Annotated in this window: 30 protein-coding genes; 25 read left to right on the top strand and 5 right to left on the bottom strand. The window is 60.2% G+C overall.

Annotation, left to right across the window (positions count from 1 at the left end):
- Positions 1-31 precede the first annotated feature (31 nt).
- Entirely contained in the window at positions 32-697 is a 666-nt protein-coding gene (locus IRY30_RS02235) for a pyridoxamine 5'-phosphate oxidase family protein (protein WP_194555768.1), read from the top strand.
- Between the two features lie 18 nt (positions 698-715).
- Here the strand turns inward: IRY30_RS02235 and IRY30_RS02240 are convergent, their stop codons facing one another.
- On the bottom strand, positions 716-2,701 hold the full coding sequence (locus IRY30_RS02240) for a molybdopterin-binding protein (RefSeq protein WP_194555769.1): 1,986 nt from the start codon (positions 2,699-2,701) through the stop codon (positions 716-718).
- Complete coding sequence (locus IRY30_RS02245; RefSeq protein ID WP_194556517.1) at positions 2,658-2,912, bottom strand: MoaD/ThiS family protein; 255 nt, start codon at positions 2,910-2,912, stop codon at positions 2,658-2,660. The genes IRY30_RS02240 and IRY30_RS02245 overlap by 44 nt, the downstream gene beginning before the upstream one ends.
- Before the next feature lie 69 nt (positions 2,913-2,981).
- On the opposite strand from IRY30_RS02245, the gene moaC reads away from it, so the two are divergent.
- The 10 genes from moaC (at position 2,982) to rplO (ending at position 8,807) form a co-directional block, all read left to right on the top strand.
- Positions 2,982-3,497, top strand: coding sequence for a cyclic pyranopterin monophosphate synthase MoaC (gene moaC, locus IRY30_RS02250; RefSeq protein WP_194555770.1), 516 nt, complete (start codon positions 2,982-2,984; stop codon positions 3,495-3,497).
- Positions 3,490-3,984: a MogA/MoaB family molybdenum cofactor biosynthesis protein gene (locus tag IRY30_RS02255; protein ID WP_288813098.1), complete on the top strand. Its 495-nt coding sequence runs from the start codon at positions 3,490-3,492 to the stop codon at positions 3,982-3,984. The genes moaC and IRY30_RS02255 overlap by 8 nt, the downstream gene beginning before the upstream one ends.
- The gene (locus tag IRY30_RS02260; RefSeq protein WP_194555771.1) at positions 3,977-4,459 is read left to right on the top strand and encodes a molybdenum cofactor biosynthesis protein MoaE; all 483 of its coding nucleotides are present in this window, start codon (positions 3,977-3,979) and stop codon (positions 4,457-4,459) included. The genes IRY30_RS02255 and IRY30_RS02260 overlap by 8 nt, the downstream gene beginning before the upstream one ends.
- Positions 4,459-5,688: a ThiF family adenylyltransferase gene (locus tag IRY30_RS02265; protein ID WP_194555772.1), complete on the top strand. Its 1,230-nt coding sequence runs from the start codon at positions 4,459-4,461 to the stop codon at positions 5,686-5,688. The genes IRY30_RS02260 and IRY30_RS02265 overlap by 1 nt, the downstream gene beginning before the upstream one ends.
- A gap of 425 nt (positions 5,689-6,113) precedes the next feature.
- Positions 6,114-6,512, top strand: coding sequence for a 30S ribosomal protein S8 (gene rpsH / locus IRY30_RS02270; protein WP_194555773.1), 399 nt, complete (start codon positions 6,114-6,116; stop codon positions 6,510-6,512).
- Between the two features lie 14 nt (positions 6,513-6,526).
- The gene (gene rplF, locus IRY30_RS02275) at positions 6,527-7,063 is read left to right on the top strand and encodes a 50S ribosomal protein L6 (protein ID WP_194555774.1); all 537 of its coding nucleotides are present in this window, start codon (positions 6,527-6,529) and stop codon (positions 7,061-7,063) included.
- A complete protein-coding gene (gene rplR, locus IRY30_RS02280; protein ID WP_194555775.1) occupies positions 7,063-7,473 on the top strand; it encodes a 50S ribosomal protein L18 in 411 nt (136 codons plus the stop codon). Before rplF ends, rplR begins: the two co-directional genes overlap by 1 nt.
- 40 nt (positions 7,474-7,513) lie before the next feature.
- The gene (gene rpsE / locus IRY30_RS02285) at positions 7,514-8,170 is read left to right on the top strand and encodes a 30S ribosomal protein S5 (RefSeq protein WP_194555776.1); all 657 of its coding nucleotides are present in this window, start codon (positions 7,514-7,516) and stop codon (positions 8,168-8,170) included.
- 2 nt (positions 8,171-8,172) lie between these two features.
- Complete coding sequence (gene rpmD, locus IRY30_RS02290; protein WP_194555777.1) at positions 8,173-8,358, top strand: 50S ribosomal protein L30; 186 nt, start codon at positions 8,173-8,175, stop codon at positions 8,356-8,358.
- Between the two features lie 2 nt (positions 8,359-8,360).
- Positions 8,361-8,807 (top strand): 50S ribosomal protein L15, encoded by a 447-nt coding sequence (rplO, locus tag IRY30_RS02295; RefSeq protein ID WP_194555778.1) that lies wholly within the window; start codon positions 8,361-8,363, stop codon positions 8,805-8,807.
- A gap of 290 nt (positions 8,808-9,097) precedes the next feature.
- Here rplO and IRY30_RS02300 read toward each other — a convergent pair whose 3' ends face one another.
- Positions 9,098-9,676, bottom strand: coding sequence for a TetR/AcrR family transcriptional regulator (locus IRY30_RS02300; protein ID WP_194555779.1), 579 nt, complete (start codon positions 9,674-9,676; stop codon positions 9,098-9,100).
- Positions 9,677-9,810: 134 nt separating this feature from the next.
- Between IRY30_RS02300 and IRY30_RS02305 the strand changes: the two genes are divergently transcribed.
- The 14 genes from IRY30_RS02305 (at position 9,811) to truA (ending at position 23,419) form a co-directional block, all read left to right on the top strand.
- Entirely contained in the window at positions 9,811-10,488 is a 678-nt protein-coding gene (locus IRY30_RS02305) for an NAD(P)H-dependent oxidoreductase (RefSeq protein ID WP_194555780.1), read from the top strand.
- A 154-nt stretch (positions 10,489-10,642) separates the two neighbouring features.
- Positions 10,643-11,977 (top strand): preprotein translocase subunit SecY, encoded by a 1,335-nt coding sequence (gene secY / locus IRY30_RS02310; RefSeq protein WP_194555781.1) that lies wholly within the window; start codon positions 10,643-10,645, stop codon positions 11,975-11,977.
- Positions 11,974-12,519 carry an adenylate kinase gene (locus tag IRY30_RS02315; RefSeq protein WP_194555782.1) on the top strand — a complete coding sequence of 182 codons (546 nt, stop codon included), beginning with the start codon at positions 11,974-11,976 and terminating at the stop codon, positions 12,517-12,519. The genes secY and IRY30_RS02315 overlap by 4 nt, the downstream gene beginning before the upstream one ends.
- A 137-nt stretch (positions 12,520-12,656) precedes the next feature.
- Entirely contained in the window at positions 12,657-13,451 is a 795-nt protein-coding gene (gene map, locus IRY30_RS02320; RefSeq protein WP_194555783.1) for a type I methionyl aminopeptidase, read from the top strand.
- 222 nt (positions 13,452-13,673) lie between these two features.
- Complete coding sequence (gene infA, locus IRY30_RS02325) at positions 13,674-13,895, top strand: translation initiation factor IF-1 (protein WP_005519800.1); 222 nt, start codon at positions 13,674-13,676, stop codon at positions 13,893-13,895.
- A 220-nt stretch (positions 13,896-14,115) separates the two neighbouring features.
- Entirely contained in the window at positions 14,116-14,484 is a 369-nt protein-coding gene (rpsM, locus tag IRY30_RS02330; RefSeq protein ID WP_194555784.1) for a 30S ribosomal protein S13, read from the top strand.
- Positions 14,484-14,888 carry a 30S ribosomal protein S11 gene (gene rpsK, locus IRY30_RS02335; protein WP_194555785.1) on the top strand — a complete coding sequence of 135 codons (405 nt, stop codon included), beginning with the start codon at positions 14,484-14,486 and terminating at the stop codon, positions 14,886-14,888. The genes rpsM and rpsK overlap by 1 nt, the downstream gene beginning before the upstream one ends.
- A gap of 27 nt (positions 14,889-14,915) precedes the next feature.
- The gene (rpsD, locus tag IRY30_RS02340) at positions 14,916-15,521 is read left to right on the top strand and encodes a 30S ribosomal protein S4 (protein WP_194555786.1); all 606 of its coding nucleotides are present in this window, start codon (positions 14,916-14,918) and stop codon (positions 15,519-15,521) included.
- Between the two features lie 117 nt (positions 15,522-15,638).
- On the top strand, positions 15,639-16,652 hold the full coding sequence (locus IRY30_RS02345; protein ID WP_194555787.1) for a DNA-directed RNA polymerase subunit alpha: 1,014 nt from the start codon (positions 15,639-15,641) through the stop codon (positions 16,650-16,652).
- A 45-nt stretch (positions 16,653-16,697) separates the two neighbouring features.
- Complete coding sequence (rplQ, locus tag IRY30_RS02350; RefSeq protein WP_194555788.1) at positions 16,698-17,249, top strand: 50S ribosomal protein L17; 552 nt, start codon at positions 16,698-16,700, stop codon at positions 17,247-17,249.
- Between the two features lie 144 nt (positions 17,250-17,393).
- On the top strand, positions 17,394-19,208 hold the full coding sequence (locus tag IRY30_RS02355; protein WP_194555789.1) for a circularly permuted type 2 ATP-grasp protein: 1,815 nt from the start codon (positions 17,394-17,396) through the stop codon (positions 19,206-19,208).
- 104 nt (positions 19,209-19,312) lie between these two features.
- Positions 19,313-21,286 (top strand): prolyl oligopeptidase family serine peptidase, encoded by a 1,974-nt coding sequence (locus tag IRY30_RS02360; protein ID WP_309825517.1) that lies wholly within the window; start codon positions 19,313-19,315, stop codon positions 21,284-21,286.
- Positions 21,279-22,532, top strand: coding sequence for an amidohydrolase (locus tag IRY30_RS02365; protein ID WP_194555791.1), 1,254 nt, complete (start codon positions 21,279-21,281; stop codon positions 22,530-22,532). Before IRY30_RS02360 ends, IRY30_RS02365 begins: the two co-directional genes overlap by 8 nt.
- Positions 22,529-23,419: a tRNA pseudouridine(38-40) synthase TruA gene (gene truA, locus IRY30_RS02370; RefSeq protein WP_194555792.1), complete on the top strand. Its 891-nt coding sequence runs from the start codon at positions 22,529-22,531 to the stop codon at positions 23,417-23,419. Before IRY30_RS02365 ends, truA begins: the two co-directional genes overlap by 4 nt.
- Before the next feature lie 34 nt (positions 23,420-23,453).
- Here the strand turns inward: truA and IRY30_RS02375 are convergent, their stop codons facing one another.
- Positions 23,454-24,731, bottom strand: coding sequence for an MFS transporter (locus IRY30_RS02375; RefSeq protein WP_194555793.1), 1,278 nt, complete (start codon positions 24,729-24,731; stop codon positions 23,454-23,456).
- Between the two features lie 42 nt (positions 24,732-24,773).
- Positions 24,774-25,640, bottom strand: coding sequence for a hypothetical protein (locus IRY30_RS02380; RefSeq protein WP_194555794.1), 867 nt, complete (start codon positions 25,638-25,640; stop codon positions 24,774-24,776).
- Between the last annotated feature and the right edge of the window lie 81 nt (positions 25,641-25,721).

The following is a 25,721-nucleotide window of genomic DNA, read 5'->3' on the forward strand; positions in this document are numbered from 1 at the left end:
ACCTTCCCTCCAATCTTTAGACTGGGGCATCATGAGCTCAGACGTGTCGTCGGATAAAACGCCCGCTTCTCCCCGTGTGACCTACGAAGATCTCGCCTATGATTCCTTCGTTCGTCGACGCCAAGGTGCCGACACATTCCACCCATCCTCAAGGTCAGACGCGTTTGTCTTCGAACCGGGGGATAGCAAGCTCATCCGAGAGGCAGACTCTTTCTTTCTTGGCACGGTCACTGGCGCGGGGTGGCCATATGTCCAGCACCGCGGTGGGCCAGCAGGATTCGTGCATGTTTTAGGGCCATCGACGCTGGCCTGGGTGGAATTGGAAGGCAATAACCAGTTTGTTTCCACGGGCAACGTGGACCGCGATGGGCGGGTGGCTTTGTTCTTCGTGGATTATCAAACGAGAACTCGCGTGAAGGTGTTTGGCTATGCCCGGGTCATTGAGGGGGAAGATGATCCGGAACTGATGCGGACTGTGCGCGACCTGGGGGATCGAGAGATCAGATCCAAGGGCCAGCGGGTGATGGTGGTGGAGGTGACCGCAGCGGATCGCAACTGCACAAAGTACATCCACTCGCGGTGGACTAAAGCGCAGATGGATGAGGTGATTTCCCTCTACCGCGCGGATATCGCGGAGCTGAAGGCTACTAATGAGGAGCTGCGTGCCCGCATCGCGGAGTTAGAGGGCCGGAGTTAGAAGCTCGAGGTTAGTAGCTCAGCGCGGGGTGGGGACGTCTAGCGGCAGGTAGGTCGCGAGCTGACCAGCCGTGAGTTCTTCGCGGGGAACCACGAGCAGCCCATCGGCTCGGGCATAGCCGCTGAGCATGTGGGAGTTTGTTCGCGTCATGGGATCTGCGGTTGGGTAACCCGTTCGGCTGTCTCTTCCACTGCTGGACAAGGCCACGGGAACCAACCGGATCCGGTCCTTGCGAATGGGTGGAAAATGGTTCGGGATGAGGCAGGTTTGCGTCGGGAAAAAATCCTGACCCGAAGCCACCAGGACGGCCAACAGCCCGAAGGAATGCAGCGCCACGTGGGCGGCCAGCGGATTCCCCGGAGCGCCCATGATCAACTGCGTGCCCCGTGAGGTGGTGCGGGTGGTCAGCAACGTGGGGTGACCAGGGGCGCAACGCACGGAATGCGCCAGAACGGTATCTGCCTGCTCAGTGATGAACGTGCGGGCGAAATCCTGGCCGGAGTGACCGGACCCGCCCGTGACGATCACCATGTCAGCGGTCGAGGAAGCCAACCATTTTTGCACCTCAGCGGGGTCATCCTGCAGGCGATCGCACCGCTGGATATGCGCCCCGGCTGCTGTGAGAAGTGCGGGGAAAGAGGCGCTGAAGGCGTCGCGAACCTCGCCGGGAGCGGGGACCCCGGAGGTGATGACCTCATTGCCGGTGAAGGCGAGATCCACGGTCAACTCCGGCAGAACCCGGACCGTATCCACGCCGCACGTGGACAATAGCGCGAGGTGGCGGGCGGTAATCCGGGTGCCAGCTTCCAAAAGAGTGTCGCCCTCGGCAAGCTCCTCACCCGCCACGCGGATGTCCGCGCCGGGCTCCACCGAGCGGCCCGGGGACAGGGACAACGTGGAAGAGGTGACCTGGGAATGCTCGGAACGAACGACCGCTGTGGTTCCTTCCGGAATGAGGGATCCAGTAAGCACGGGGAGCGCCTGCCCGTGACCCAACGAGCCACCGGTGCGGTGAATATTCCGCCCTTGGGCACCCTCTGCAGGGGCATCGAGCAACTCCCAGGGCCCAGGCCCGGAGACTGCGTAGCCGTCCATTGCGGAGGACGAATAGTGCGGCACCGGCATGGGAGATGCAACATCTGCGGCCAGCACGTCACCTTCCTGCGGAGTCCGAGTGAAAGCCCGGGCCAATCTTTCCGTGAAGATGGAGTGCGCAACATCCGCCACGCGCTGGCGGGCACTTACCCAGGACGTGGCACCTTCGGAGATCCCGAACCCGTGAGTTTGGGCTTCCTCCCAGGTATCGATATCCGCAGCTGGGGCGAGGTCTACGTCAATCCGCGTGAGGTTCAACGAGTCCAGCACGCGCAACACCGAACCGCCAGTGACACCTGCGAATGCCTCCAGCGCGGGGCCGAGGCGAAGCAAGCAGAGCAGAGGCTGATCGCGCCCCGCAGCTACCGCGATGAAACCATCTGGGCTGGGTGTGTGTGGGTTAGAAGGGTGAGGCGCAGAATCAGTAGGTTTATCAGGGGTGTCAGCCTGCAGCTGAGCAGCCTTGAGCAGTGCCTCAATTCCACCGAGTGGCTCCGGCATATCTGCGGCCAAGAGAAGAACCCAGTCATTCCCAGATTCACCTGATAGCTTTCGCAAACCAGCCGCGGTAGCCGAGGCCGGACCCGACATCGGCGGATCCTCCCGCACGCACTCCACCCCGGCGGGCAGATCCATAGGGGGACCCACTGCGACGAGGCGGGCGTCGGAAGGAAAAATCGCCGTACCGAGAGTGTGCACAGCCTCGCGCACCGCACTGACCACGATGTCTATCAACCGCGGTGAGCCCGGCTGGGTCACGGACTCCATCAGGGGTTTGCGCGGCAGCAGGCTTGAGGGCAACGGGGTGGATTTTCTTAATCTGCTGCCGTCGCCACCCGCGATGAACAGCGCATGCACGGTCATCTCAGCCGCCTGCGAAGGGAGGTAGCACGTCCAGTTGATCGCCATCGCGAAGCACAGTGGAACGCTCAGAACGCTGACCGTTGATCAAAAACGTGCAGCGCTCAAACACCTCAGCCAAACTCAGCCCACCCGTGGAACTGCCCGGATGCTGGGAGGCCAGCTCGTGCAGTACATCATTTAGCGAACCGGTCGCGGCGACGTTTTCCCGCTCCACACCACGAGCTGCTCGCGCGGCAGCGAAATATCTAATGGTGATCATAAATTCCACCTTAGCCATCGGCAGCCACCAGCGGAATCCCGGGAGGTGAGGGGTACGGTGGGAGGTATGAATGAGGGAACTCCGAGCAGCAATAAATTCGCTTCAGAAACAGCTGAACCTGCGCTCACCCACGTGCGCTCCGACGGCTCCGCGCACATGGTGGATGTGACCGCCAAGTCCGAGACCACGCGCACCGCGAGCGCCACCGCGACCGTGCGCACCAGGCCGGATGTCATCGAGATGATTTTCGACGCCGACCTCCCTAAGGGTGATGCTCTCCCCGTCGCACGCGTGGCAGGCATCATGGGTGCGAAGAAGACTCCGGAGATCATCCCGCTGTGCCACCCACTCCCGTTGGGGAAAATCACCGTTGACTTTGCCCGGGAAGAAGATTGCGTGGTGATCTCCAGCAGCGTGAAGACCCGCGGAGTCACCGGCGTGGAAATGGAAGCATTGACGGCCGTCACCACAGCCGCCTTGACGGTGTACGACATGATCAAAGCAGTGGATAAGCACGCGGAAATCACGGACGTGAAGGTGATCGCGAAATCCGGCGGAAAGTCCGGTGACTGGAGTGTCTAAGGATTCTGCAGATGCGTTGGTGATCGTGGCTTCCACGCGCGCGGCGACGGGGGAATACCAAGACACATCTGGGGCTCTGGCTGTGGAATGGCTTCGCGAGCAGGGCTTTCAGACTCCCGAACCGAGGCTCGTGGCTGATGCGGATATCCCCGCCGTGCTGGAGGAGCTGCTATCTCAGCCGGAAGACTTGCCGCGCGTGGTACTGACCACGGGAGGCACCGGCTTGGCGGCTGATGACCGGACCGTGGAGACCGTGCGGCCACTGCTGGATAAAGAGCTGCCAGGCGTGATGATGGAGTTCTTCCGCAGAGGAGCGGAAAAACTGCCCACCGCAGTGCTTTCTGGGGGAGTTGCCGGAACCATCGGCCGCACTTTCGTGATGACCCTGCCTGGGTCACGGGGCGGGGTGGCAGATGGAATTGCCGTGCTCGAGCCGCTGCTGGGACACATTGTTGCTCTGTTGGAAGGACGTACTGCACATGAGTGAAAACTTGCCTACCGAACCACGCGATCCGGAGCACGTCGCCCGGGAAACCGGAGTGGTAGTGCATGCAGCAGTGACAGAAGAGCGCCTCGAGGATCTGCTCCCTGTGGCGCGTTCCGCTACCGGCACGGATGCCATGGGAGCCGTGGTCACGTTTGAAGGAACAGTGCGCAACCATGACGGCGGCCAGCTGGTGGATGCGTTGACATACACCGCCCATCCGGACGTCGATGCCCACATGCAGCAGTTGCTCTCTGAAATTATTCAGAACCATCCGGAAGTGCGGGCGTGGGTTGCGCACCGAGTTGGCCCGTTGCAGATCGGGGAGATGGCATTCCTCGTGGTGGTAGCAGCAGCACACCGTGGACCCGCCTTCGCTGCGGTCGCGGACATCGCGGATCGCGTGAAGTCCGAGCTTCCCATTTGGAAGGAACAGGCCTTGTCCGATGGCTCCACGGAATGGGTGGGTTTGCGTTAATGAACGGCAATGGTTCCCCACGTGAGCTGTGGTCACCAGATAATCGCGAGTGGTTGGTGCGCTACCGCCGGCAACTCACACTCGAGGGCTTTGGCATGGATGGCCAGCGCAAACTGGATGCCGGTCACGTGGTCGTGGTGGGTGCCGGAGGTCTGGGCGCTCCCGCCTTGTTGTATCTGGCCGCTGCGGGCGTGGGACACATCACGGTCATCGACGATGACCTGGTGGAACTGTCCAACCTGCATCGCCAGGTGATACACACCGAGGAGTCCGTGGGCCAGCCGAAAGTGGACTCGGCCGTGCAGCAATTGCACGCGCGCAACAGCTCCGTGACGGTCACCGGGGTGCGTGACCGTGTGGATCAAGCAAACGCCGTCACTCTGCTGGAGGGTGCGGACGTGGTTCTCGACGGCTCCGATAACTTCGCCACCCGCTACGCCGTCTCGCGTGCGTGCGCCATCCATGGCATCCCGCACGTGTGGGGTTCCATTCTTGGTTTCGACGCCCAGCTCAGCGTTTTCTGGGCTGGTCACGGGCCGATTTATGATGATATCTTTCCCACGGCTCCGCCGGCAGGTTCGGTTCCGAGCTGCGCAGAAGCCGGAGTGTTAGGGCCACTGGTGGGAGTCATCGGCACGGCTATGGCTTTGGAAGCGGTGAAGATTATTGGCGAGGTGGGTCAGCCACTGACGGGCACCATTGGATACTTCAGTGGCGGGACCGGGCGCTGGGAGTACATCCCCATCGCGGGCGATCCGCGCGTGGCGCAGGCTCTGGCGGATTCTGTGGAGAAGTCCGCTGAGCCGGCTGATGAGAATCTGCCCGTCGCAGATCACGTTGCCAACGTGAACCGGGCTCAGGCAGCTCACGTGCACGAGCAATTCGATAAGCACCCAGCGCATGCAGAACAAGATCGCGTGGACTTCAGCACAGAACCCAGCACGGAACGAGTGTTCATCGACGTTCGCGAACCCGCGGAGTTTCAGACGTTTCATATTCCCGGAGCCCATAACCTGCCGCTGAGTCAGCTGCGCGGGGGAGTGGACCCCGCCCAGCTTGCGCAGTTGCGGGGCGAACTCCAGCAAGGCCACGAGGTGATGGTTTACTGTGCCGCTGGCGTGCGCTCGGCAGAGGCAGTGCGCATCTTCGATGAAGCAGGCGTCGCTGGCCTCCACAATGTCCCCGGCGGAATCAGTGCCCTGCTGGATGAGCAGGAGAGGCACCTCTGACCTGCTCCGCGGCGACCTGTGACATAGGTAGGACGCAGCAAAGAATGAGTAGGGCTTGTGCAACTGTCTGGGATCTTCTTCTACCTTCGACGCCAAGCTGGTGAACCATTTGGGAAAGCGCAGCTAGGCTGGTAGTTTGGATAAGTCTTGAGTGCGAAGTAGGCGATAGCCATGCTTCGGGCGCGATTTGCGCTGTTCAAAAACCAAAGTTTTCGAACTGGCCCCTCGCGCATTGCACTCAAAGCACAAGAACATTGACACCACTTTGTTGTAGGCCCCTCGCCTGAAGCGGCCGCACGAATAAAGGCAGCGAGCACCCTTAGCTACTGAGTTAAGCGGAGCGCTTAGTGGCCGGCGAACGTGCGGTACACGCGATCAAAGGTGAGATTGGGAACCGCAGCGAGAAAGGCAACAGGTCACTTCATATGACCATGACAGATCCCATTGCGGATATGTTGTCGCGAGTACGCAATGCAAATAATGCGTTCCACGACACCGTTTCCATGCCGTCTTCCAAGATCAAGGTAAACATCGCCGAGATCCTCAAGCAGGAAGGCTACATCGCCGACTACTCCATCCAAGGAGAGACTGTCGGCAAGACCCTGGAACTTACCTTGAAGTACGGACCATCTCGCGAGCGTTCAATCGCTGGCGTGCGTCGCGTCTCCAAGCCAGGTCTGCGTGTTTACGCAAAGTCCACCAACCTGCCAAAGGTTCTCGGCGGCCTGGGCGTGGCCATCATTTCCACGTCCCAGGGTCTGCTGACTGACCGTGCGGCCAACAATAAGGGCGTGGGCGGAGAAGTCCTCGCCTACGTCTGGTAAGAGGAGGTTTAACCATGTCTCGTATTGGCAAGGCACCGGTGACCGTACCCTCTGGCGTCACCGTCACTATCAATGAGCAGAACGTTGAAGTTAAGGGTCCAAAGGGCACCTTGGCTCAGGTTCTGCCAGCACCGATCACCGTGGCACAGGAAGGCGACGAGCTCGTCGTCTCCCGCCCAGATGATCACCGCAAGAATCGTTCCCTGCACGGCCTGTCTCGTTCTCTGATCAACAACATGGTCGAGGGCGTCACCAAGGGCTACACCATCAAGATGGAAATCTTCGGTGTGGGTTACCGTGTGCAGCTCAAGGGCCAGAACCTTGAATTCGCACTGGGTTACTCCCACCCAATCCTGATTGAGGCTCCTGAGGGCATCAAGTTCGCCGTCGATGGAAACACCAAGTTCTCCATCGAGGGAATCAACAAGCAGCAGGTTGGCCAGATCGCCGCGAACATCCGCCGTCTGCGTAAGGATGACCCATACAAGGGTAAGGGCATCCGTTACGCCGGCGAGCAGGTCCGTCGCAAGGATGGAAAGACGGGTAAGTAATGAGCAACAACGCATCCAACAAGGAAGGCCAGCGGCTTCCAGTGGGCAAGGATATTTCCACCCGCCGCCGCGTGGCACGTGCACGTCGTCACTTCCGCATCCGCAAGACCCTTTCCGGCACTCCAGAGTCTCCACGGCTCGTAGTGCACCGCACCTCTCGTCACATGCACGTTCAGGTCATCGACGACGTAGCTGGCCACACCCTGGTCGCTGCGTCCACGATGGAACCAGACGTGCGCTCCATTGAGGGTGACAAGAAGGCTCGCGGAGCCAAGGTGGGTCAGCTGATCGCCGAGCGCGCTAAGGCCGCCGGCATCGAAACGGTCGTCTTCGACCGCGCTGGCTACAAGTACCACGGTCGCGTCGCCGCACTGGCAGACGCCGCCCGCGAAGGTGGTCTGAAGTTCTAATGAAGACCACTAACTACAACACCAACGGAAGGAACGCGTGATGTCGGAACGTGATCGTAACGGCGGACGCTCCGCCGATAACAACAACAGCGACAACCGTAATAACAACCGCAACGACCGTAGTGGTGGCAATAACGACCGCCGCAACGATCGTCGCAACAACCAGCAGCAGGACGAGCGCAATCAGTACATCGAGCGCGTAGTCACCATTAACCGCGTGTCCAAGGTGGTTAAGGGTGGACGTCGTTTCAGCTTCACCGCACTTGTCATCGTCGGCGACGGCCAGGGAATGGTCGGCGTGGGCTACGGCAAGGCCAAGGAAGTTCCTGCTGCAATCCAGAAGGGCGCAGAAGAGGCACGTAAGAGCTTCTTCCGCGTTCCAATGATCAACGGCACCATCACCCACCCAGTACAGGGTGAGGCAGCAGCCGGCATCGTCATGATGAAGCCAGCTGCTCCAGGTACCGGAGTTATCGCCGGTGGCGCTGCACGTCCAGTTCTGGAATGTGCAGGCGTACAGGACATCCTGTCCAAGTCCCTCGGCTCTGATAACGCAATCAACGTTGTCCACGCAACCGTGGATGGTCTGAAGCAGCTCGTCCGCCCAGAGGAAGTTGCCGCACGTCGTGGCAAGTCTCTGGAGGAAGTTGCTCCAGCTGCAATGCTGCGCGCACGCGCCGCAGGACAGGGGGCATAATCATGGCTCTGAAGATCACCCAGTTAAAGGGCCTCGTAGGAACCAAGCCAAAGCAGCGCGAATCCATGCGCTCTCTCGGCCTGAAGCGCATCGGTCAGTCTGTCGTACGTGAGGATTCTCCAATCGTCCGCGGCCAGATCAACACCGTGCGCCACATGGTCGAGGTTGAAGAAGTGGCAGGAGAGTAATAATGAGCGATCCAATTAAGCTCCACGACCTCCGCCCAGCAAAGGGTGCTAACAAAGCCAAGACCCGCGTGGGCCGTGGTGAAGCATCCAAGGGTAAGACCGCTGGTCGTGGTACCAAGGGTACGGGCGCCCGCAAGCAGGTTTCCGCAGCGTTTGAGGGTGGCCAAATGCCACTGCACATGCGTCTGCCAAAGCTGAAGGGCTTCAAGAACCCAGCCAAGGTTGTCTTCCAGGTTGTTAACGTCTCTGACCTGGAGAAGGCATTCCCTAACGGCGGCGATGTTGCAGTTGCAGACATCGTTGCTGCCGGCCTGGTTCGCCCCAAGCAGCCAGTGAAGGTTCTGGGCGATGGCGATATCAGCGTAAAGCTGAACGTCACCGCAAAGAAGTTCTCTCGCTCCGCGAAGGAAAAGATCGAAGTTGCAGGTGGCTCCATCACCGAGGCTTAAGCCTTAGTGCTTGAGCTGTAGCTCTTTTCTGAAGATAAGCGCCTCACACCGATTGGTGTGGGGCGCTTTTTGCTGCGTGGGGGATGCTGCGTGGTTGCTGCGTGAGGCCACGCTGTTGGCAGTAGGCAAGGCGCTGAAGGGGGACAGCGGCGTCGGATAAAAGAGTGAGGGGGACGAACGTCGGGATTACCCGCCGCGACCCGGTTAAACACGCAGGTGAGGAATTCAGGATTGCCGTTAAACCGGACGTTCGTAAGGGCGGGGCAGCGAACAGCGGGCGGGGCGAGTAGTTACGTCCCGAGTGCCGCGATCGCGGCTTCCGCCTCCGGCAAGCTGAGGTGGCCAGCTGTCACCAGTTGTGCCAGGCCGTGGACGATTCCCCAGAGCATGGTGGTGAAATCTCCCGAGGCAGCAGTGGGAAACATCCCATCTGCTTGAGCTCCGCGAGCGGTTTCAGTCAGCAGTTTCTCCATACGTTGAATCTGCTCCAGCTTGGCGGGCCCTGGATTGCCCGGGTCGCACACCGCTGGATCGTAGATGAGGGCGAAAGCGTTCGGGTGCTCCGCAGCGAAGCCAATGTAGGCGCTTCCCTGGGCGTAGAGCGCATCCTTGCCTGGCTTCGCTTGTGTGACGGCGGCTTCCTGGGCGTCGGCGAAGCGCCGCATGCATTCGGTGCTGAGGTCTTCCAGCAGGGCCTTCTTATCCGCGAAGTGATGATACGGAGCCTGATGGCTCACCCCAGCTCGACGGGCCAATTCCCGCATGCTGATGGACATCGCGGGCGCCTCATGAAGCATGTCGAAACCGGTGGCCCGGAGGGCTGTCAGAAGACTGCCGTGGTGATAGGACTTTTCCGTTGATCTTGACACAGTCAACATTCTAATGGATAGTTGAGAACGTCAAACTAGACACTGTCTACTTGCGGACCATCTAAGCGCTACCCAAGCGCCACATCAGCCCGGAAAAAGCACCACTTCACACCTTTGGAAAAGGATCACCACCCATGCCACACATCCTCATCATCAACGGACACCCCAACCCCACCTCCTTCAGCCGCTACCTCGCAGATGCCTATGCGCAGGCCGCCCGGGGGGAAGGCGTTGGCGTCGAACAAATAAATCTTTGCGAGCTGGACTTTGATCCCGTGCTGCATGCTGGCTACCGCGGGACTCAGGAATTGGAAGCTGACCTGGTCAAGGCCCAGGAATCCTTGGCTGCGTGTGATCACCTGGTTGTGGTCACTCCGGTGTGGTGGGGTTCAACTCCCGCACTGCTCAAGGGGTTCTTTGATCGCGCACTGGAAGCGAAGTGGGCGTACCACTACTCGGACAAGGGGATTCCGCAGGGGCACTTCACGGGTCGCTCGGCGCGTCTGTTGATGACGGCCGACTCACCCGGTTGGTACCTGCGCTTGTTCCAGGGTCAGCCAACTCTGCGGCAAGTGGTGAATTCCACAATGCGTTTCTGTGGGTTCGGGCCGGTGAAGGTGTCGCGGTTCTCCCCAGTACGTACCTCTAACGCGCAGAAGCGTGAGGGATGGCTGGTCGAAGCTGGTCGCATCGGGGTGCAGGACGCGAAGAAATTGCTCGAGGCCAAGCAGGCCGGCAAGAAGGCAGGCAAGAAGGTAAAGGAAAAGGCGGATCCCTTTGCTATCCGAGCTGAACTATTAAAGGGGAAGTAGCCGGGAAGTAACCGGGAAATGCCCCGCCAGACTATCGAGTGTCTGGCGGGGCTGATACTATTTTGGGGTTGTACTCCGGTCGATCGAATGCTGTTAGTTGCCCCGGCACACAGCTTTCTAGAAGATTGCCGTTCCACTTACCCAGGAGGCTAGTTTGTCCGCCATCGTCTCGGCGTTCAAAAATGTTGATCTCCGCAATAAGATTCTCTTCACTATTGCGATGGTCATCCTTTACCGCATCGGTGCCCAAATCCCCACCCCAGGTGTGGATTACGCTCGGATCACCCAGCAGATTAGCGACCTGACGAACCAGTCAACCGTCTACTCGATGATCAACCTGTTCTCAGGTGGTGCGCTGCTCCAGTTATCCATCTTTGCGGTGGGCATCATGCCGTTCATTACGGCGTCGATCATCGTCCAGCTGCTCACCGTGGTGATCCCAAAGTTTGAGCAGCTGAAGAAGGAAGGCCAGTCCGGCCAGGCGAAGATGACGGAATACACCCGTTACCTCACCGTGGCGCTGGCACTTCTGCAGTCCTCGGGCATCGTCGCCCTGGCGGACCGCGAGCAGCTGCTGGGCCAGGGCGTTCCCGTGCTGAAGGAAAACGTGGGAATCCTAGGCCTGGTGCTCATGGTTCTGGTGATGACCTCCGGCGCAGTCCTGCTCATGTGGCTGGGTGAGCTGATCACCGACCGCGGCATCGGCAATGGTATGTCCCTGCTGATCACCGCTGGTATTGCCACCATGATGCCCGCCGAGGGACTGAACATCCTCACCTCCTCCGGTGGATTCATCTTCGGCGCAGTCCTCATCGGCGTGCTCATCCTGGTGGTGGGCGTGGTCTTCATGGAGCAGGGTCAGCGTCGCATCCCAGTGCAGTACGCCAAGCGCATGATCGGCCGCCGCCAGTACGGTGAAACCTCTACCTACCTGCCGCTGAAGGTCAACCAGGCAGGTGTGATCCCCGTGATCTTCGCTTCCTCCCTGATGACCGTGCCAATCCTGATCACCCAGATCATTCAGTCCAATGATCCGCAGGCCATGAACAATCAGGGCAACTGGTGGAACCGCACCGTCATCTCCGTGCTGACGGACCACACCAGCTGGGCATACATCCTGGTGAACCTGCTGCTCATCATCTTCTTCTCTTTCTTCTACGTGTCCGTGCAGTACGATCCCAACGATCAAGCGGAAAACATGAAGAAGTACGGTGGCTTCATCCCTGGCATCCGTCCCGGCCGCCCAACCGCGGAGTACCTGGGCTATGTGATGAACCGCCTGCTGGTGGTCGGCTCTATTTACCTTGGCCTCATCGCCATCCTGCCGAACATTCTGATTAACATGGGTGTGCAGACTACCTCCGCCTCCAGCGGCTCCATGCCGTTCGGTGGCACCGCAATTCTGATTCTGGTCTCTGTAGCATTGACTACCGTCAAGCAAATCGAGTCCCAGGTCATGCAAGCTAACTACGAAGGATTCCTGAAATGAGACTAGTTCTCCTAGGCCCTCCCGGTGCAGGTAAAGGCACCCAGGCCGCGTTGCTCTCCGATTCCCTGAAGATCCCGCACATCTCCACCGGAGACCTGTTCCGCGCGAACATCAGCAACGGCACTGACTTGGGCAAGCAAGCTCAGGAATACATGGATGCCGGCAACCTGGTTCCCACCGAGGTCACCGCGAAGATGGTTCAGGATCGCCTCAACCAGGATGACGCTCAAGAGGGCTTCCTCCTGGACGGCTTCCCCCGCACCATCGAGCAGGCCGAACTGCTGGAAGAGATGCTCAAGAAGGACGGGCACTCCCTGGATGCAGTCGTGAACTACGTGGTTTCCGAGGATGTCGTGGTGGAGCGCATGCTGGCCCGTGGTCGTAACGATGACAACGAGGACACCATCCGCACCCGCCTCGAGGTGTACCGCGATGAGACCGCCCCGCTGATCGATCACTACCAGGACATCCTGGTGAACATCGATGCAGAAGGCACCGTGGAAGACATTTCCACCACCACCCTGGACGCACTGGACAACTAGTTCCCCGTCCACCCGCCACGCACCGCTGCTTAGGCCGTGCGTGGTTTTCTTTTTTTCTCGACGCCAAACCCCGGGTAGCCCAGGGTGGCGTCGAAAAGAAGAACACACTTCAACAAACAGAAAGGCACTATCCCTCAATGGGCTTTCGCAAGAAGAACAAGGCCATCGCGGCCAAGACATCCGAGCAGCTGGACGCCATGCAGGCAGCCGGGGAGATCGTGGGCAAGGCTCTGCAGGCCGTGCGCGAGGCCGCCGAACCGGGTGTGAGCACCCTGGATCTGGACCGGATCGCTGAGGACATGATCCGGGGTGCCGGAGCCGTGCCCGCGTTCAAGGGCTACCAGGGATTCCCGGGATCGATCTGCAGCTCGGTCAACGAGATGATCGTGCACGGCATTCCTTCGGCGGATGTGGTGCTCAAGAGCGGTGACCTTGTGTCCGTGGATTGCGGAGCGATCCTCGATGGCTGGGTGGGGGATAGCGCCTGGACTTTTGGAGTGGGGGAGATCTCCGCGGAGGCGCAGAAGCTCAACGAGGCCACCGAATGGGTGCTGATGGAAGGGCTCAAGGCCATGGTGCCGGGCAATCGCCTCACCGATGTGTCCTGGGCCCTGGAGAAGGCCACCAACGACGCGGAAGAGAAGTTCGGGGTGGATCTGTTCATCGTCGATGGTTTCGGCGGGCATGGAATCGGACGCAGCATGCATGAAGATCCATACCTGGCCAACGAGGGCAAGCCCGGCCGTGGCCCGTTGATTCAGGAGGGATCGGTGCTGGCCATCGAACCGATGCTCACGCTGGGCACGGAGTACTCCAAGGTGCTGGAGGATGAATGGTCCGTGGTGACCGAGGACGGCTCGCTGGCCTCCCACTGGGAGCACACCGTGGCGGCTACTGCCGGGGGACCGCGCATCCTTACCCCGCGCTACTGATCAACCCGAGCTCTCCAATGAGCCAAGGATGGGCTTGGGGATGACCGGGCGCAGTTGAGCATGAGCCGTTATTTGCTATGAGCAGGGCAAAGGGCGTAAAGTCGCTCTTTGTCTTGCGAGTCAATGTGCTCGCAGCGACAAACGCTCACTGCCCAGCATGAAACGTGCTGGGAATGTTAGCGCAGTACAACGATCATTTTCTACATGTGTTGAAGGAAGTTTATGGCTAAGAAGGAAGGCGCCATCGAGGTCGAAGGTCGCATTGTCGAACCTTTGCCCAATGCGATGTTCCGCGTTGAGCTGGATAACGGGCACAAGGTGCTCGCACACATCTCCGGCAAGATGCGTCAGCACTACATCCGTATCCTCCCAGAGGATCGCGTAGTGGTTGAGCTTTCTCCATACGACCTCACACGCGGACGCATCGTATACCGCTACAAATAAGCCTCACTGATCGCGCCTGATGGGCGCATCATTTGAGCATGTGAGACTCATAACGTAAGCCTCCATACATCTTCGCGGGCAGCTGTAACCAGCAGCCCGTAACCCACCTTCGGCCGCGGCGGCTGAAGCCCGCACCACATTCTTCTCGGATTCTTCCGGAGGATAACTGTGCGGGGCGAGTATGGAGAAAACCGCCGTAACTATCCGGAAGGAATGCCTCATGGCACGTCTTGCTGGTGTGGATCTCCCACGCGATAAGCGCATGGAGGTTGCACTCACCTACATTTTTGGAATTGGCCCAAGCCGTTCCGCCGAGTTGCTGGAAAAGACCGGCATCTCTCCTGACCTGCGCTCCAAGGATCTCACTGACGAGCAGCTCACCGCTCTGCGTGACGTGATTGAAAACACCTGGAAGGTGGAGGGAGACCTCCGCCGCGAAATCCAGGCTGACATCCGCCGCAAGATTGAGATTGGTTCTTACCAGGGTCTGCGCCACCGTCGTGGTTTGCCAGTCCGTGGTCAGCGCACCAAGACCAATGCACGTACCCGTAAGGGTCCTAAGAAGACGATCGCAGGAAAGAAGAAGTAATGCCTCCAAAGACTCGTTCCGGCGCTCGCCGTACCGGCCGTCGCGTCGTCAAGAAGAACGTGGCCAACGGTCACGCTTACATCAAGTCCACCTTCAACAACACCATTGTGTCCATCACGGACCCTAAGGGTGCTGTTATTGCATGGGCATCCTCTGGCCACGTTGGCTTCAAGGGATCCCGCAAGTCCACTCCATTCGCTGCGCAGATGGCTGCAGAGTCTGCTGCCCGCAAGGCAATGGAGCACGGCATGAAGAAGGTTGACGTGTTCGTTAAGGGTCCAGGCTCCGGCCGCGAGACCGCGATTCGTTCCCTGTCCACCGCTGGCCTCGAGGTCGGCACTATCGCAGACGTGACGCCACAGCCACACAATGGTTGCCGCCCGTCCAAGCGTCGCCACGTCTAAAGATTAAAGAAAGGATAGGGATACATAATGGCTCGTTATACCGGCCCCATTACCCGTAAGTCCCGTCGCCTCCGCGTCGACCTCGTCGGCGGAGACAGCTCCTTCGAGCGTCGTCCATACCCACCGGGACAAGCAGGACGCGCTCGCATCAAGGAGTCCGAGTACTTGCTGCAGCTTCAGGAGAAGCAGAAGGCTAAGTACACCTACGGCGTGCTGGAGAAGCAGTTCCGTCGTTACTACGCCGAGGCTAACCGCCAGGCAGGCAAGACCGGCGACAACCTGGTCATCCTGCTGGAGACCCGCCTCGACAACGTGGTGTACCGCGCTGGTCTGGCTCGCACCCGCCGCCAGGCACGTCAGCTCGTCTCTCACGGTCACTTCACCGTGAACGGCAAGAAGATCAACGTTCCTTCTTTCAAGGTCTCTCAGTACGACATCATCGATGTTCGCGAAAAGTCTCGCGAGATGCTGTGGTTCGAAGAGGGCCAGGAACGTCTGGTTGACGCTGTGGTTCCAGCCTGGTTGCAGGTTGTTCCATCCACTCTGCGCATCCTCGTGCACCAGCTGCCCGAGCGCGCTCAGATCGACATCCCGCTGCAAGAGCAGCTCATCGTCGAGCTCTACTCCAAGTAGTAGAAAAACCCGGCTTTACTCCGTATTTTCCGTACTCCATCGCCTAGTCTGGGATGGATTACGGTTTCCCCCTCTACCGGCGTCAAATAGCGGTCGCCGACTAGGAGAATTTCAGACATGCTTATCTCACAGCGCCCAGCATTGACCGAGGAATACATCGATTCCTCCCGCTCCCGGTTCGTCATCGAGCCACTGGAGCCAGGTTTCGGTTACACCCTCGGTAACTCCCTGCGCCGTACCCTGCTGTCCTCCATCCCCGGAGCAGCAGTGACCTCTTTGCGAATCGAAGGTGTGCTCCACGAGTTCACCACCATCCCTGGCGTGAAGGAAGATGTTTCTGACATCATCCTGAACCTGAAGTCCCTGGTTCTTTCCAGCGACTCTGACGAGCCAGTGTCGATGTACATCCGCAAGGAAGGCGCAGGTGCCGTGACCGGTGCCGATGTTGCTCCTCCCGCAGGAGTAGAGGTCCACAACCCGGACCTGCACATCGCCACCCTCAATGACCAGGGCAAGCTGGATATCGAACTGACTGTAGAGCGTGGCCGTGGCTACGTTCCCGCAGCAGTGGCATCCAGCGAGATCGGCCGCATCCCTGTGGACCAGATCTACTCCCCAGTTCTCAAGGTCACCTACAAGGTCGAGGCAACCCGTGTGGAACAGCGCACGGACTTCGACAAGCTGATCCTAGACGTGGAGACCAAGAACTCCATCACCGCCCGCGATGCTATGGCATCCGCAGGTAAGACCCTGGTGGAGCTCTTCGGACTGGCACAGGAGCTGAACTTCGAGGCAGAGGGCATCGAGATCGGACCATCTCCACAGGAGACCGAGCACATCGCTGCCTACAACATGCCAATCGAGGACCTGAACTTCTCCGTTCGTTCCTACAACTGCCTCAAGCGTGAGGAAATCCACACCGTTGGTGAGTTGGCTACTCGCACGGAGTCCGATTTGCTGGACATCCGTAACTTTGGCCAGAAGTCCATCAACGAAGTGAAGATCAAGCTGGCCGGACTCGGCCTGGGCTTGAAGGATTCCCCAGAGGGCTTCGATGTCACTGAGATCGAAGGCTACGACGCAGCAACGGGCGATTTCGTAGACACCGAGGGCGAAGACATCGCGGAGTAAGTCGCTTTTCTAAGCGCTCACTAAACACCCACACGAGGAGAACTAATGCCTACCCCAAAGAAGGGCGCCCGTTTCGGCGGTTCTGCTTCCCACCAGAAGAAGATCCTCTCGAACATGGCAGCACAGCTGTTCGAGCACGGCGCTATCAAGACCACGGACGCAAAGGCCAAGCTGCTGCGTCCATACGCTGAGAAGCTGATCACCAAGGCTAAGCGCGGAACCCTTGCGGACCGTCGTAACGCCCTGAAGCTGATCCCGAACAAGGAAGTTATCGCTTACCTGTTCAACGAGCTCGCTCCAAAGTTCGAAGGCCGTGATGGCGGATACACCCGCATCATCAAGCTGGAGAACCGCAAGGGCGATAACGCTCCAATGTCCCAGATCTCCCTGGTGACCGAGGCTCTGGTTTCTACCGAGGCGGAGCGCGCTACCCGCGCGGCTGCTTCCAAGAAGGCAGACAAGGCCGAGGCTGCACCAGCTGAGGACGTTAAGGCTGAAGAGGCTCCAGAGGTTGAGGCTGATACCGCAACCGATGAGGCTGCTGAAGCTGAAGCAGTAGAGGCTGAAAAGGCCGAGGAAGCTGCTGAAGAAAAGTAAGCGTTAATTTCGCTGGCTTTTAGCCCGAATAAGGGGCGATGCACACCATAATGGTGGAGCATCGCCCCTTATTTTTTTTGCATTCCCATACATGAAATTGAATTTTCGCATGCCCGCAGAATTTCCTCGCTACGCTTGTCTTTTATGTATTCCACCAATGACACTGATCCTGCTCAGCTCCCCGGAGTTGCCGAATCTGCATTAGCGGATCAGCAGGAAAAGCCAAACGACGCGCCAAGTCCATTGACGCAGGTCGAATTCTCTGAGTCCACACTTCCCACTCACGATCCGGATGCTGACATGACCCCTGCCAAAGACGCGCAGTTATTTAATGCTTATGATCCTGATTCGCCCACCGCGATGCTGTGGGATGAGGCCCTTTTTACCGACGGCACCCCGCGGCCGCGTTATGTCTTCGCCATGGAAAAGCTGGCGGAAATCGGGTTGCAGGAACTGGAAAAGCGCAACGAGAAGATCGTGGAACTGGAGCGCCAGGAAGGCATCACTTTCCGCGTCACCGGGGAAGAAGAAGCCCAGGTTTTCCCGATGGATTTCATTCCCCGCATTATCAGCGAGGAAACTTGGGCGTTCCTCTCCGCAGGTCTGGAACAGCGCGCGAAGGCACTCAATGCATTCCTCGATGACGTGTACGGCCCAAAGAAGATTGTGGCCGCGGGCATTATCGAGGAAGAAGACCTGCAGCGAGCACCCGACTACAACGATGATGGCTACCTGCAGCCCCTGGGTTCCGTGCGTGCGCAGGTCTGCGGCATGGATCTGGTGTGCACCGATGAAGGCCGCTGGTTCGTGCTGGAAGATAACCTGCGCGTGCCCTCTGGCATCACGTTCTCCCATTCCATGCGCAAGATCCAAACCGAGCTCTTCGGTGAGGTCATGGACGGCTATGACGTGCATGACCCGGCAGATGCCTTCCCCATGATCCGGGAGACCATGGCTGCCTCCGTGCCACGCAATGCGAAGGATCCGCAGAACCCACAGATGGCACTGGTCTCCATCGGTGACTCGGACTCCGCATGGTTCGAGCACCGCCGCATCGCCGAGCTGATCGGTGTGCCCGTGGTGACTCCACCGCAGCTGGCAGTCATTGATGGATACCTGCACTACCAGGATGAGCAGGGCCAGCAGCACCCGCTGGACACGCTGTACGCCCGCATTGAGAAGGAGCAGCTGTTCTCCGCCGAGGGCTTCAACGGCGAGGTCCTGGGTGACGGGCTGCAGGATGCCCTTGCCGGTGAACGCCTCATCTTCGCCAATGCCTTCGGTAACGGCGTGGGCGATGACAAGGCAATCTACGCCTTCGTGCCACAGATGATCCGCTTCTACCTCGGGGAAGAGCCACTGCTGGATCAGGTCCCCACCTGCTTGTGCCACAAGCCAGGCGAGGTGGATGCGGTGCTCGAGCGTCTGGATGAGGTAGTGGTCAAGCCCGTGGACGGCTACGGCGGCAACGGCATCACCATCGGCCCAGAGTGCTCCGAGGAAGCCCTGCAAGAACGCGCGCGGGAGCTCAAGGCCAACCCGGAGAGGTACATCGCCCAGGACGTGGTGCGCTTGTCCACTCTGCCCACCTATGGCACGGACACCTCGGGCAACAGCACGATCCACCCACGCCACGTTGACTTGCGTGCCTTTGTGCACGTGCGCCCGGCTCAGCCAAATGGTTCATCCGCAGGTCACGCGGGCGACAATGGAAATGTGGCAGGGGTGGCGTCGGATACAAAGGACGCCGTGGATGCGAAAAACCTGACCGCGCACACGGTGCCGGCGGGGCTGACTCGAACGGCGGCGGCTGGCTCGCTGATCGTCAACACGTCCCGCGGTGGCGGTGGCAAGGACACCTGGATTCTCAAGCAGTCCACCGATTTCGCAGAGAACATCCCCGCTGCGGGTGCTTTGGCGGAGGAGGGTGACGCTAACTCGCAGGGCGCGCAGCAGTAATGGCGGGCCAGGAACGTGATGTTGCTCACGAATCAACGAGCGACGAGCAGTCTGCCATCCGCAACTTTCGAAACTGGGCCCGGCAGCAATTAGGATTTAGGCCTGTGAAGGATAAGCAGAAATCTCCGCTCCAGGAAAACCTCATACGCGAAGAAGAATCTGCAGGTGGCGGGACCTATCGCGAGAAGCGCTTATGGTCCGTCGACCGCTACGTTAAGGCCCCGGCGCTCTCCCCGGATGGCCGGTTGCTGGCGTGCATCGTGGTGGAACAGGATCAGTTCCCGTTGGCGCTCCAGATCCCGCTCGACGCCAAGGGCGAGCCCATTCCGGGCCAAGAACGCGAAGTGAAACTGCCCATCGATGGTGCCGTGCGGCACGTGTTGTACTCCCCGGACGGCAAGTGGTTGGCCTGCGAAGTGGCACCCGATGGTGGTGACCACGAGCAGATCTGGTTCGTGACCACCGACCCGGAAGATCCCAATGCCTACAACGTGGACCTCACCAATTTCGAGACTGTAGAGCTGGTGAGCTGGGAAGACGACCTGGTGGCGGTGAGTGCCTTTGATAAGGAAGGCAACGTGGAGGGCAAGCTGCTGAACCCGCTGACGGGAGAATCTTTCGTGGTGGATCGCCGCACCGGTGGCGCGCTGGTCCACTCCCGCGATATGCACTCGCTGTTCCGCGTGGGTTCGCGCGGTAATCGCGAGCTGCTGGCCGTGGAGCCGGATGGTTCGTGGAGCCCGCTGATGCCGGTGGATAATGGTTCCACCACTGACCAGGGCTTTGTGGTGCCGGATGGGGATTCCTACAGCGTGATCGTGCGCAGCGATCATTCCGCCGAGCGCTTCCGCTTGCTGCGCCTGACCCCGCGCCCGCATGGCTTTGACGTGAAGGTGCTGATGGAGCATGACGAGGCCGAGGTGGAGGAATTCACCGTGTCCTCCGATGGCACCACCGCGGCCGTGCTGTGGAACAACGATGGTTGGTGTGACCTGGAGATTGTGCGCCTTACTGAGGATGGTGCCGAGGTGATTGTGGTGCCGGAGTTGCCGTCTCTGATTGCCTCCACGCCCTCGCTGACCGCCGATGGCAGCCGCCTGGCCGTGGCAGTGTCCGGGCCGGAATTCCCGCCCAGCGTGGTGGTGTTTGATATCAACTCCCGCAGCTGGGTGGGGGATCGCTTCCGCGTGGCTGCCTCCGCCCTTGGTGAATTGGTGGTGGGCGTGGAAGCCGGGTTGCTTTCCGAACAGCCCAAGGACCAGCGTGGCCGTGAGGTGCTCTCCGTGTGGGGCACCGCGGAAATCATCCCGGAGCTGCACACTTATGAGGCGCGCGATGGCCTGCAGCTCTCCGGTTGGCTCTACCAAGCGGTGGGCAGAAACCCATCAGAGCCCGCGCCCATGGTGGTGTATTTCCACGGCGGTCCAGAGGGGCAGTCCCGCCCGGAGTACAACAACGTGATGCGTAAGCTGGCCGCCGCGGGTTACTCGGTGTTCCAGCCGAACGTCCGCGGTTCGCTGGGCAAGGGCAGGAAGTTCTCCCAGGCCGATGACCGTTATGGGCGCTTCGCAGCGCTCGATGACGTGGAAGATTCGCTGGACTATTTGATCGACGCCGGGTTGGCCACCGATGGTAATGCCCTCATCATGGGTCGTTCTTATGGCGGTTATCTGGTGCACGCTTCCCTGACCCGGCATGCCGGCCGTTGGCTGGGCGGAATTGCTGCCTGTGGCATGTCTGATCTGGAGACGTTCTACCGAGATACTGATCCCTGGGTGGCCGCTGCGGCACTGCCGAAGTATGGCGATCCGCAGCTGGACAAGCAGTTGCTGGAGGAAGCCTCCCCGCTGCGCAACCTGAAAAAGGTGAAGGTTCCGGTGCTTTTCATCCACGGACAACAGGACTTCAACGTTCCCGTGTCCGAGGCGTACCAAGCCATGGGTGTGCTGACCGCCCATGGAGTGGATACGGAATTACTGCTCTTTGATGATGAAGGCCACAATTTTGAGCGCCTTCCCAACCGATACGAGATGGCTCAGCGCATCCTCAAATTCTGTGAAAGGGTTTTCCATGAATAATTCCACGCACGCCTCTGATTCTGCGGCTAGTTCTGCTGCTTCCGCGGCTGTAACGCCTGCTCAAGCCTGGGACGCCGCGAAGTCCTACTCAGGCGTAGATGAAAACCTGCTGGAGCAGCTCACTGAATGGCGCCGCCACGTGCACCAGAACCCGGAGCTGAGCTACAAGGAGTTCCAGACCACGGATTACATCGCCTCTGCCCTGGAAGAACTGGGCTTTGAGGTGCGTCGCTTCGAATTCGGTAGCGGCCTGGTGTGCGATATCCCGGCTGCGGATGGCTCCACCAGCAAGGATGTGGTGGCGCTGCGCGCGGATATCGATGCGCTGCCAATGGAGGAAACCACCGGTTTCGATTTCGCCTCCACCAACGAGGGCGTTTGCCACTCCTGTGGCCACGATGCACACACCGCGATGTTGCTGGGCGCGGCCACTTTGCTGGCCAAGAACCCACCGAACCGCCCCGTGCGTTTGATCTTCCAACCCGCCGAGGAAACCATGCCAGGCGGCGCGGTGGATTGCGTGAAGGAAGGTGCAGTGGAGGGTGTGGATCGCATCATCGCCCTGCACTGCGATCCGCATCGCGTGGTGGGAGACGTGGGTGTGCACGCTGGTGCCATCACGTCCTCGAACGCCAAGCTGGAGGTCACGCTGCAAGCCAGCGGCGGGCACACTGCTCGCCCGCATGAGACCGGGGATATTGTTTATGCCCTCTCCACCGTGGCCACTGGTGTGGCGCAGGTGGTGGACCGGCGCATTGATCCCCGTTCCGGAACTGTGCTGACCTGGGGTTCCATCCAGGCCGGTGCGGGTGCGCCAAACGTGATTCCCGCCAAGGGCACGCTGGTGGGCACCGTGCGTTCTGCCAGCCGCGATACCTGGGCTGAGCTGCCCGAACTGATTCCTCCAGCCATCCGCGCGATCGCCGAGCCTTATGGCGTGCAGGTGGATGTGAACTACGTGCAGGGTGTTCCTCCCGTGGTCAACGATGATGCCTGCGCGGAGATCGCCGCCCGTGCGGTCACCGACGTACTGGGTGAGCAGGGCGTGGGCGAGGCCCTGCAGTCCTCCGGTGGCGAAGACTTCGGTTGGTACACCGAGGAAATCCCCGGAATCTACCTGCGCCTGGGCGTGTGGGATGGCGAGGGTCCGGAGACGGATCTGCACCACCCAGCCTTCGCCATGGATGAACGCGCGCTGGTTATCGGCGCCACCGTGTTTGACCGTTTTGCCCGTTTGGATCGATGAGCCAGACAGAACACAACGAGGCACCTGTTTCTGAGACCGGGCCAGTTTCTGAGAGCATCCGGGTGCGCCTGGATGTCTCCTACGACGGAACCGATTTCCACGGATGGGCCGCCCAAAAAGGTGGCCTGCGCACCGTGCAGGGCGTGCTGGAGGAGAAGCTTTCGCTGGTCACGCGCCATCCCATCACGCTGGTGGTGGCTGGCCGCACCGATGCAGGCGTGCATGCCGATGGCCAAGTGGTGCACGTGGACATCCCCGTGGAGGCCTTTGCCCAGCGCTCCCTGACCCGTCCGGAGGACTTGGTGCGCAGGCTTTCCCGCATGCTCCCGCCGGATATTCGCCTCTCAGCGGCTGTGAAAGCGCCGGAGGGTTTTGACGCGCGTTTTTCTGCCCTTCGACGCCACTACGTGTACCGCGTAACCACCTCTGACGCAGGACCCCGCCCAGTTCGGGCACGGGACACCGCGGTGTGGCGGCATTCCGTGGAGTTGGACAAGGTGCAATCAGCGGCCGAAGCTCTGCTGGGTCTGAATAACTTCGCCGCGTATTGCAAAGCCCGCGAGGGCGCGAGCACCATCCGCGAACTGCAGAGATTCGAGTGGCGCGATGTGTCCACCGCGGCCGAGCCGGAAACCTATGAGGCGCACGTGGTGGCAGATGCGTTCTGCTGGTCCATGGTGCGTTCGCTTGTTGGTGCCTGCCTGACGGTGGGCGAGGGGAAGCGCTCGCAGAGCTTCACCGGCGACTTGCTGCAGGAAACCGAGCGCAGTTCTGACGTGCCCGTGGCACCCGCCAATGGATTGAACCTGGTGCAGGTGGATTACCCGGCTGATGCAGAGCTGGCTGAGCGGGCATTGGCCACGCGCGCGGTGCGCACGCAGGAATAGTTCGACCTTCGGGGGGCTCGTTCAGCTTTCTTATTTAGCCGTGCTGAGCAGCAGTGACATCAACCTGCTGGTTGCGGCCGGCCCAGAGTCCGGCGAGAGCTTGCGTCGAAATCAAGATAATCAACAGGATCAGCACCGCCTGCCAGGACTCGGTGATATCGTGCAGCATGCCCGCGCCCACGGGACCGATGGAGGAGAGCGCGTAACCGGCGGTCTGAGACATCGCGCCGAGGGCCGCCGTGGACTGCGCGTTTGCTGAGCGCAGCAAGGCCAGGGAGAACGCGATGCCGGTGGCCACGCCGTTGCCGATGCCGAAGAGCAGAGCGAAGATCAGCGCGGTGTTCACGGGTGCGAAAGCCAGGCCAGCCAATCCCGCGCCCAGCAGTACGGAACCGGAAACCGTGGCCCATACCTGCGAGCGGGTGCGGTGCACCAGTACGGAAACTACGAGCGCGAAGATGGCCGCGGTGGCGTTAATCCACATGAGCATCGCGGAGCCTGATTCCAGGCTCAGGCCGCGATCCAACAGGATGGTGGGCAGCCATGCGCTGACCGTGTAGAACGTGACGGAGAGGACCGCGAAGTACACCGTGACCGCCCAGGCCAGGGGATTTCGCCAGAGGACGGCGTTGCACGGAGCCTGCTGAGCCTGGGCGCGGAGCGGCTTGGCGGAGATGTGTGGCAGCCAGAGGGGAATCGCAATGAGGGCGAGGATCACCCAGATGAACAGTGCAAGCTTCCACGAACCGAAGGCATGCGCTAGCGGGACCGTGCCCGCGGCCGCCAGAGTGGGGCCAGCGTAGAGGGAGACGGTGTAGATGCCCATGAGCACGCCCGATTTATCCGGGTAGCGGGCCTTGATGTAGGTGGGGAGCAGGACGTTGCCGATGGTGATGGCCACGCCGATCACGGCCATACCTGCGAAAAGCACAGGTGTGGCGGGGATGAGTCGCAGGCAGAAACCAATGATGAGTAGGCCGAGCGCAAGGAGGATCATGCGGGCGAGGCCTTGTCGCCGACCCCACGTGGGTGCCCTGGAGGAGAGCACCACGAACGCCAGCAGTGGAGTGGTGGTGAGCAACCCGGTGAGCGTGGAACCGAGGCCAAGCTCCGCGTGGATATCCGGGGCCACGAACGCCACCGACGTGATGGCCGGGCGCAGGTTAAGCCCAACGAACAGCACGGAAAGCGCAGCCAACCAGAGGGCGGGGCGGTTAGCTGAGCGTGCTTTAGGCTCTATCTCAGTCTGCGAAGTTGGCTGGCTCAGCTGCGAAGAGGGTTTTTCCTGAGGAGCACTGTGGCCGGTAGGCATGGGAAGATCCTCGAGATCGCTGGTGCATGAACCCGCCCCACGTTAGTCCCCCGTGTGTTGCAGACCCGGAACTGGGTTGGAGACTATGCGCGAAGGCTGGGTAGCTTGGGGCGCCGCGAACAGTGGCCAGAACCGGCGGCTGAATCCGGCAGCAGGCTGGTGAACCTTACCGATGAGCTCGCCATGCACGGAATCCAAACGGATGAGCACGTCGAAGTGGATGCCTTCCAAGCGAACGTCCTTGTCATCGCTGATTCCCTTTGGCACCACGACCCGACACACGGAAGGATCCCACGCATGCTTCCACGCTTCAACCAGGGAGTCAGTGTGGTTCATGCCCATCGAGTCAGTCTTGAGCAAACGGAACCATTGGTGCTTGGGAGGCGGAGCCAGGTTCCCCAAGACCAGGATCGTGGACCCGGGTACCGGATGCACCGAGACGGAATTCCCGGAGACATCCATGCCTAACAGCCACGGCGTGGGCCCAGCAATGGACACAGATGCCGGAGCCCCGGCGTCTTTGAGAGAACCCTCCCCAGGCGCGGAATCACTCCGGACCACCAAAATCCCGCACGCGGCAGCAGCACAGTTCATTCTCCCGGCCAGCTCAGCTGCGATTCCCAGCGTTGTTTGCCGAGCCGATCCCAATGGGCCAGGCACCAACCGCTGAGCAGCCAACACACTCCGCTGATCATCGCCAGCCCCCAAGGAATCCAGGAGATGAGCTGTGGAGAGCGAGGTTGGCGTCGGAAAAGAAAAGAAATCAGAAGACACCGCCACGGCATCAAACCACGCCAGCTCCGATTCCCCCGCTTGCCGAGCCTGTCGATGCACCCACCACGCGCCAGCCCCCGTAGCGAGAAAGATCAACCCGCACAACAGGCCTAAGAAAATAATGCCCACTGACATTCCCCGCTCTTCCTGAACCCCCCGGTTCGCGTGCAACAATGCTCCTCACTCTAATCGCTCATCGTCGTGCGGGCAGCGCCA

It is taken from the genome of Corynebacterium suicordis DSM 45110 (assembly GCF_015351405.1).
GTDB classification, from domain to species: Bacteria; Actinomycetota; Actinomycetes; order Mycobacteriales; family Mycobacteriaceae; genus Corynebacterium; species Corynebacterium suicordis.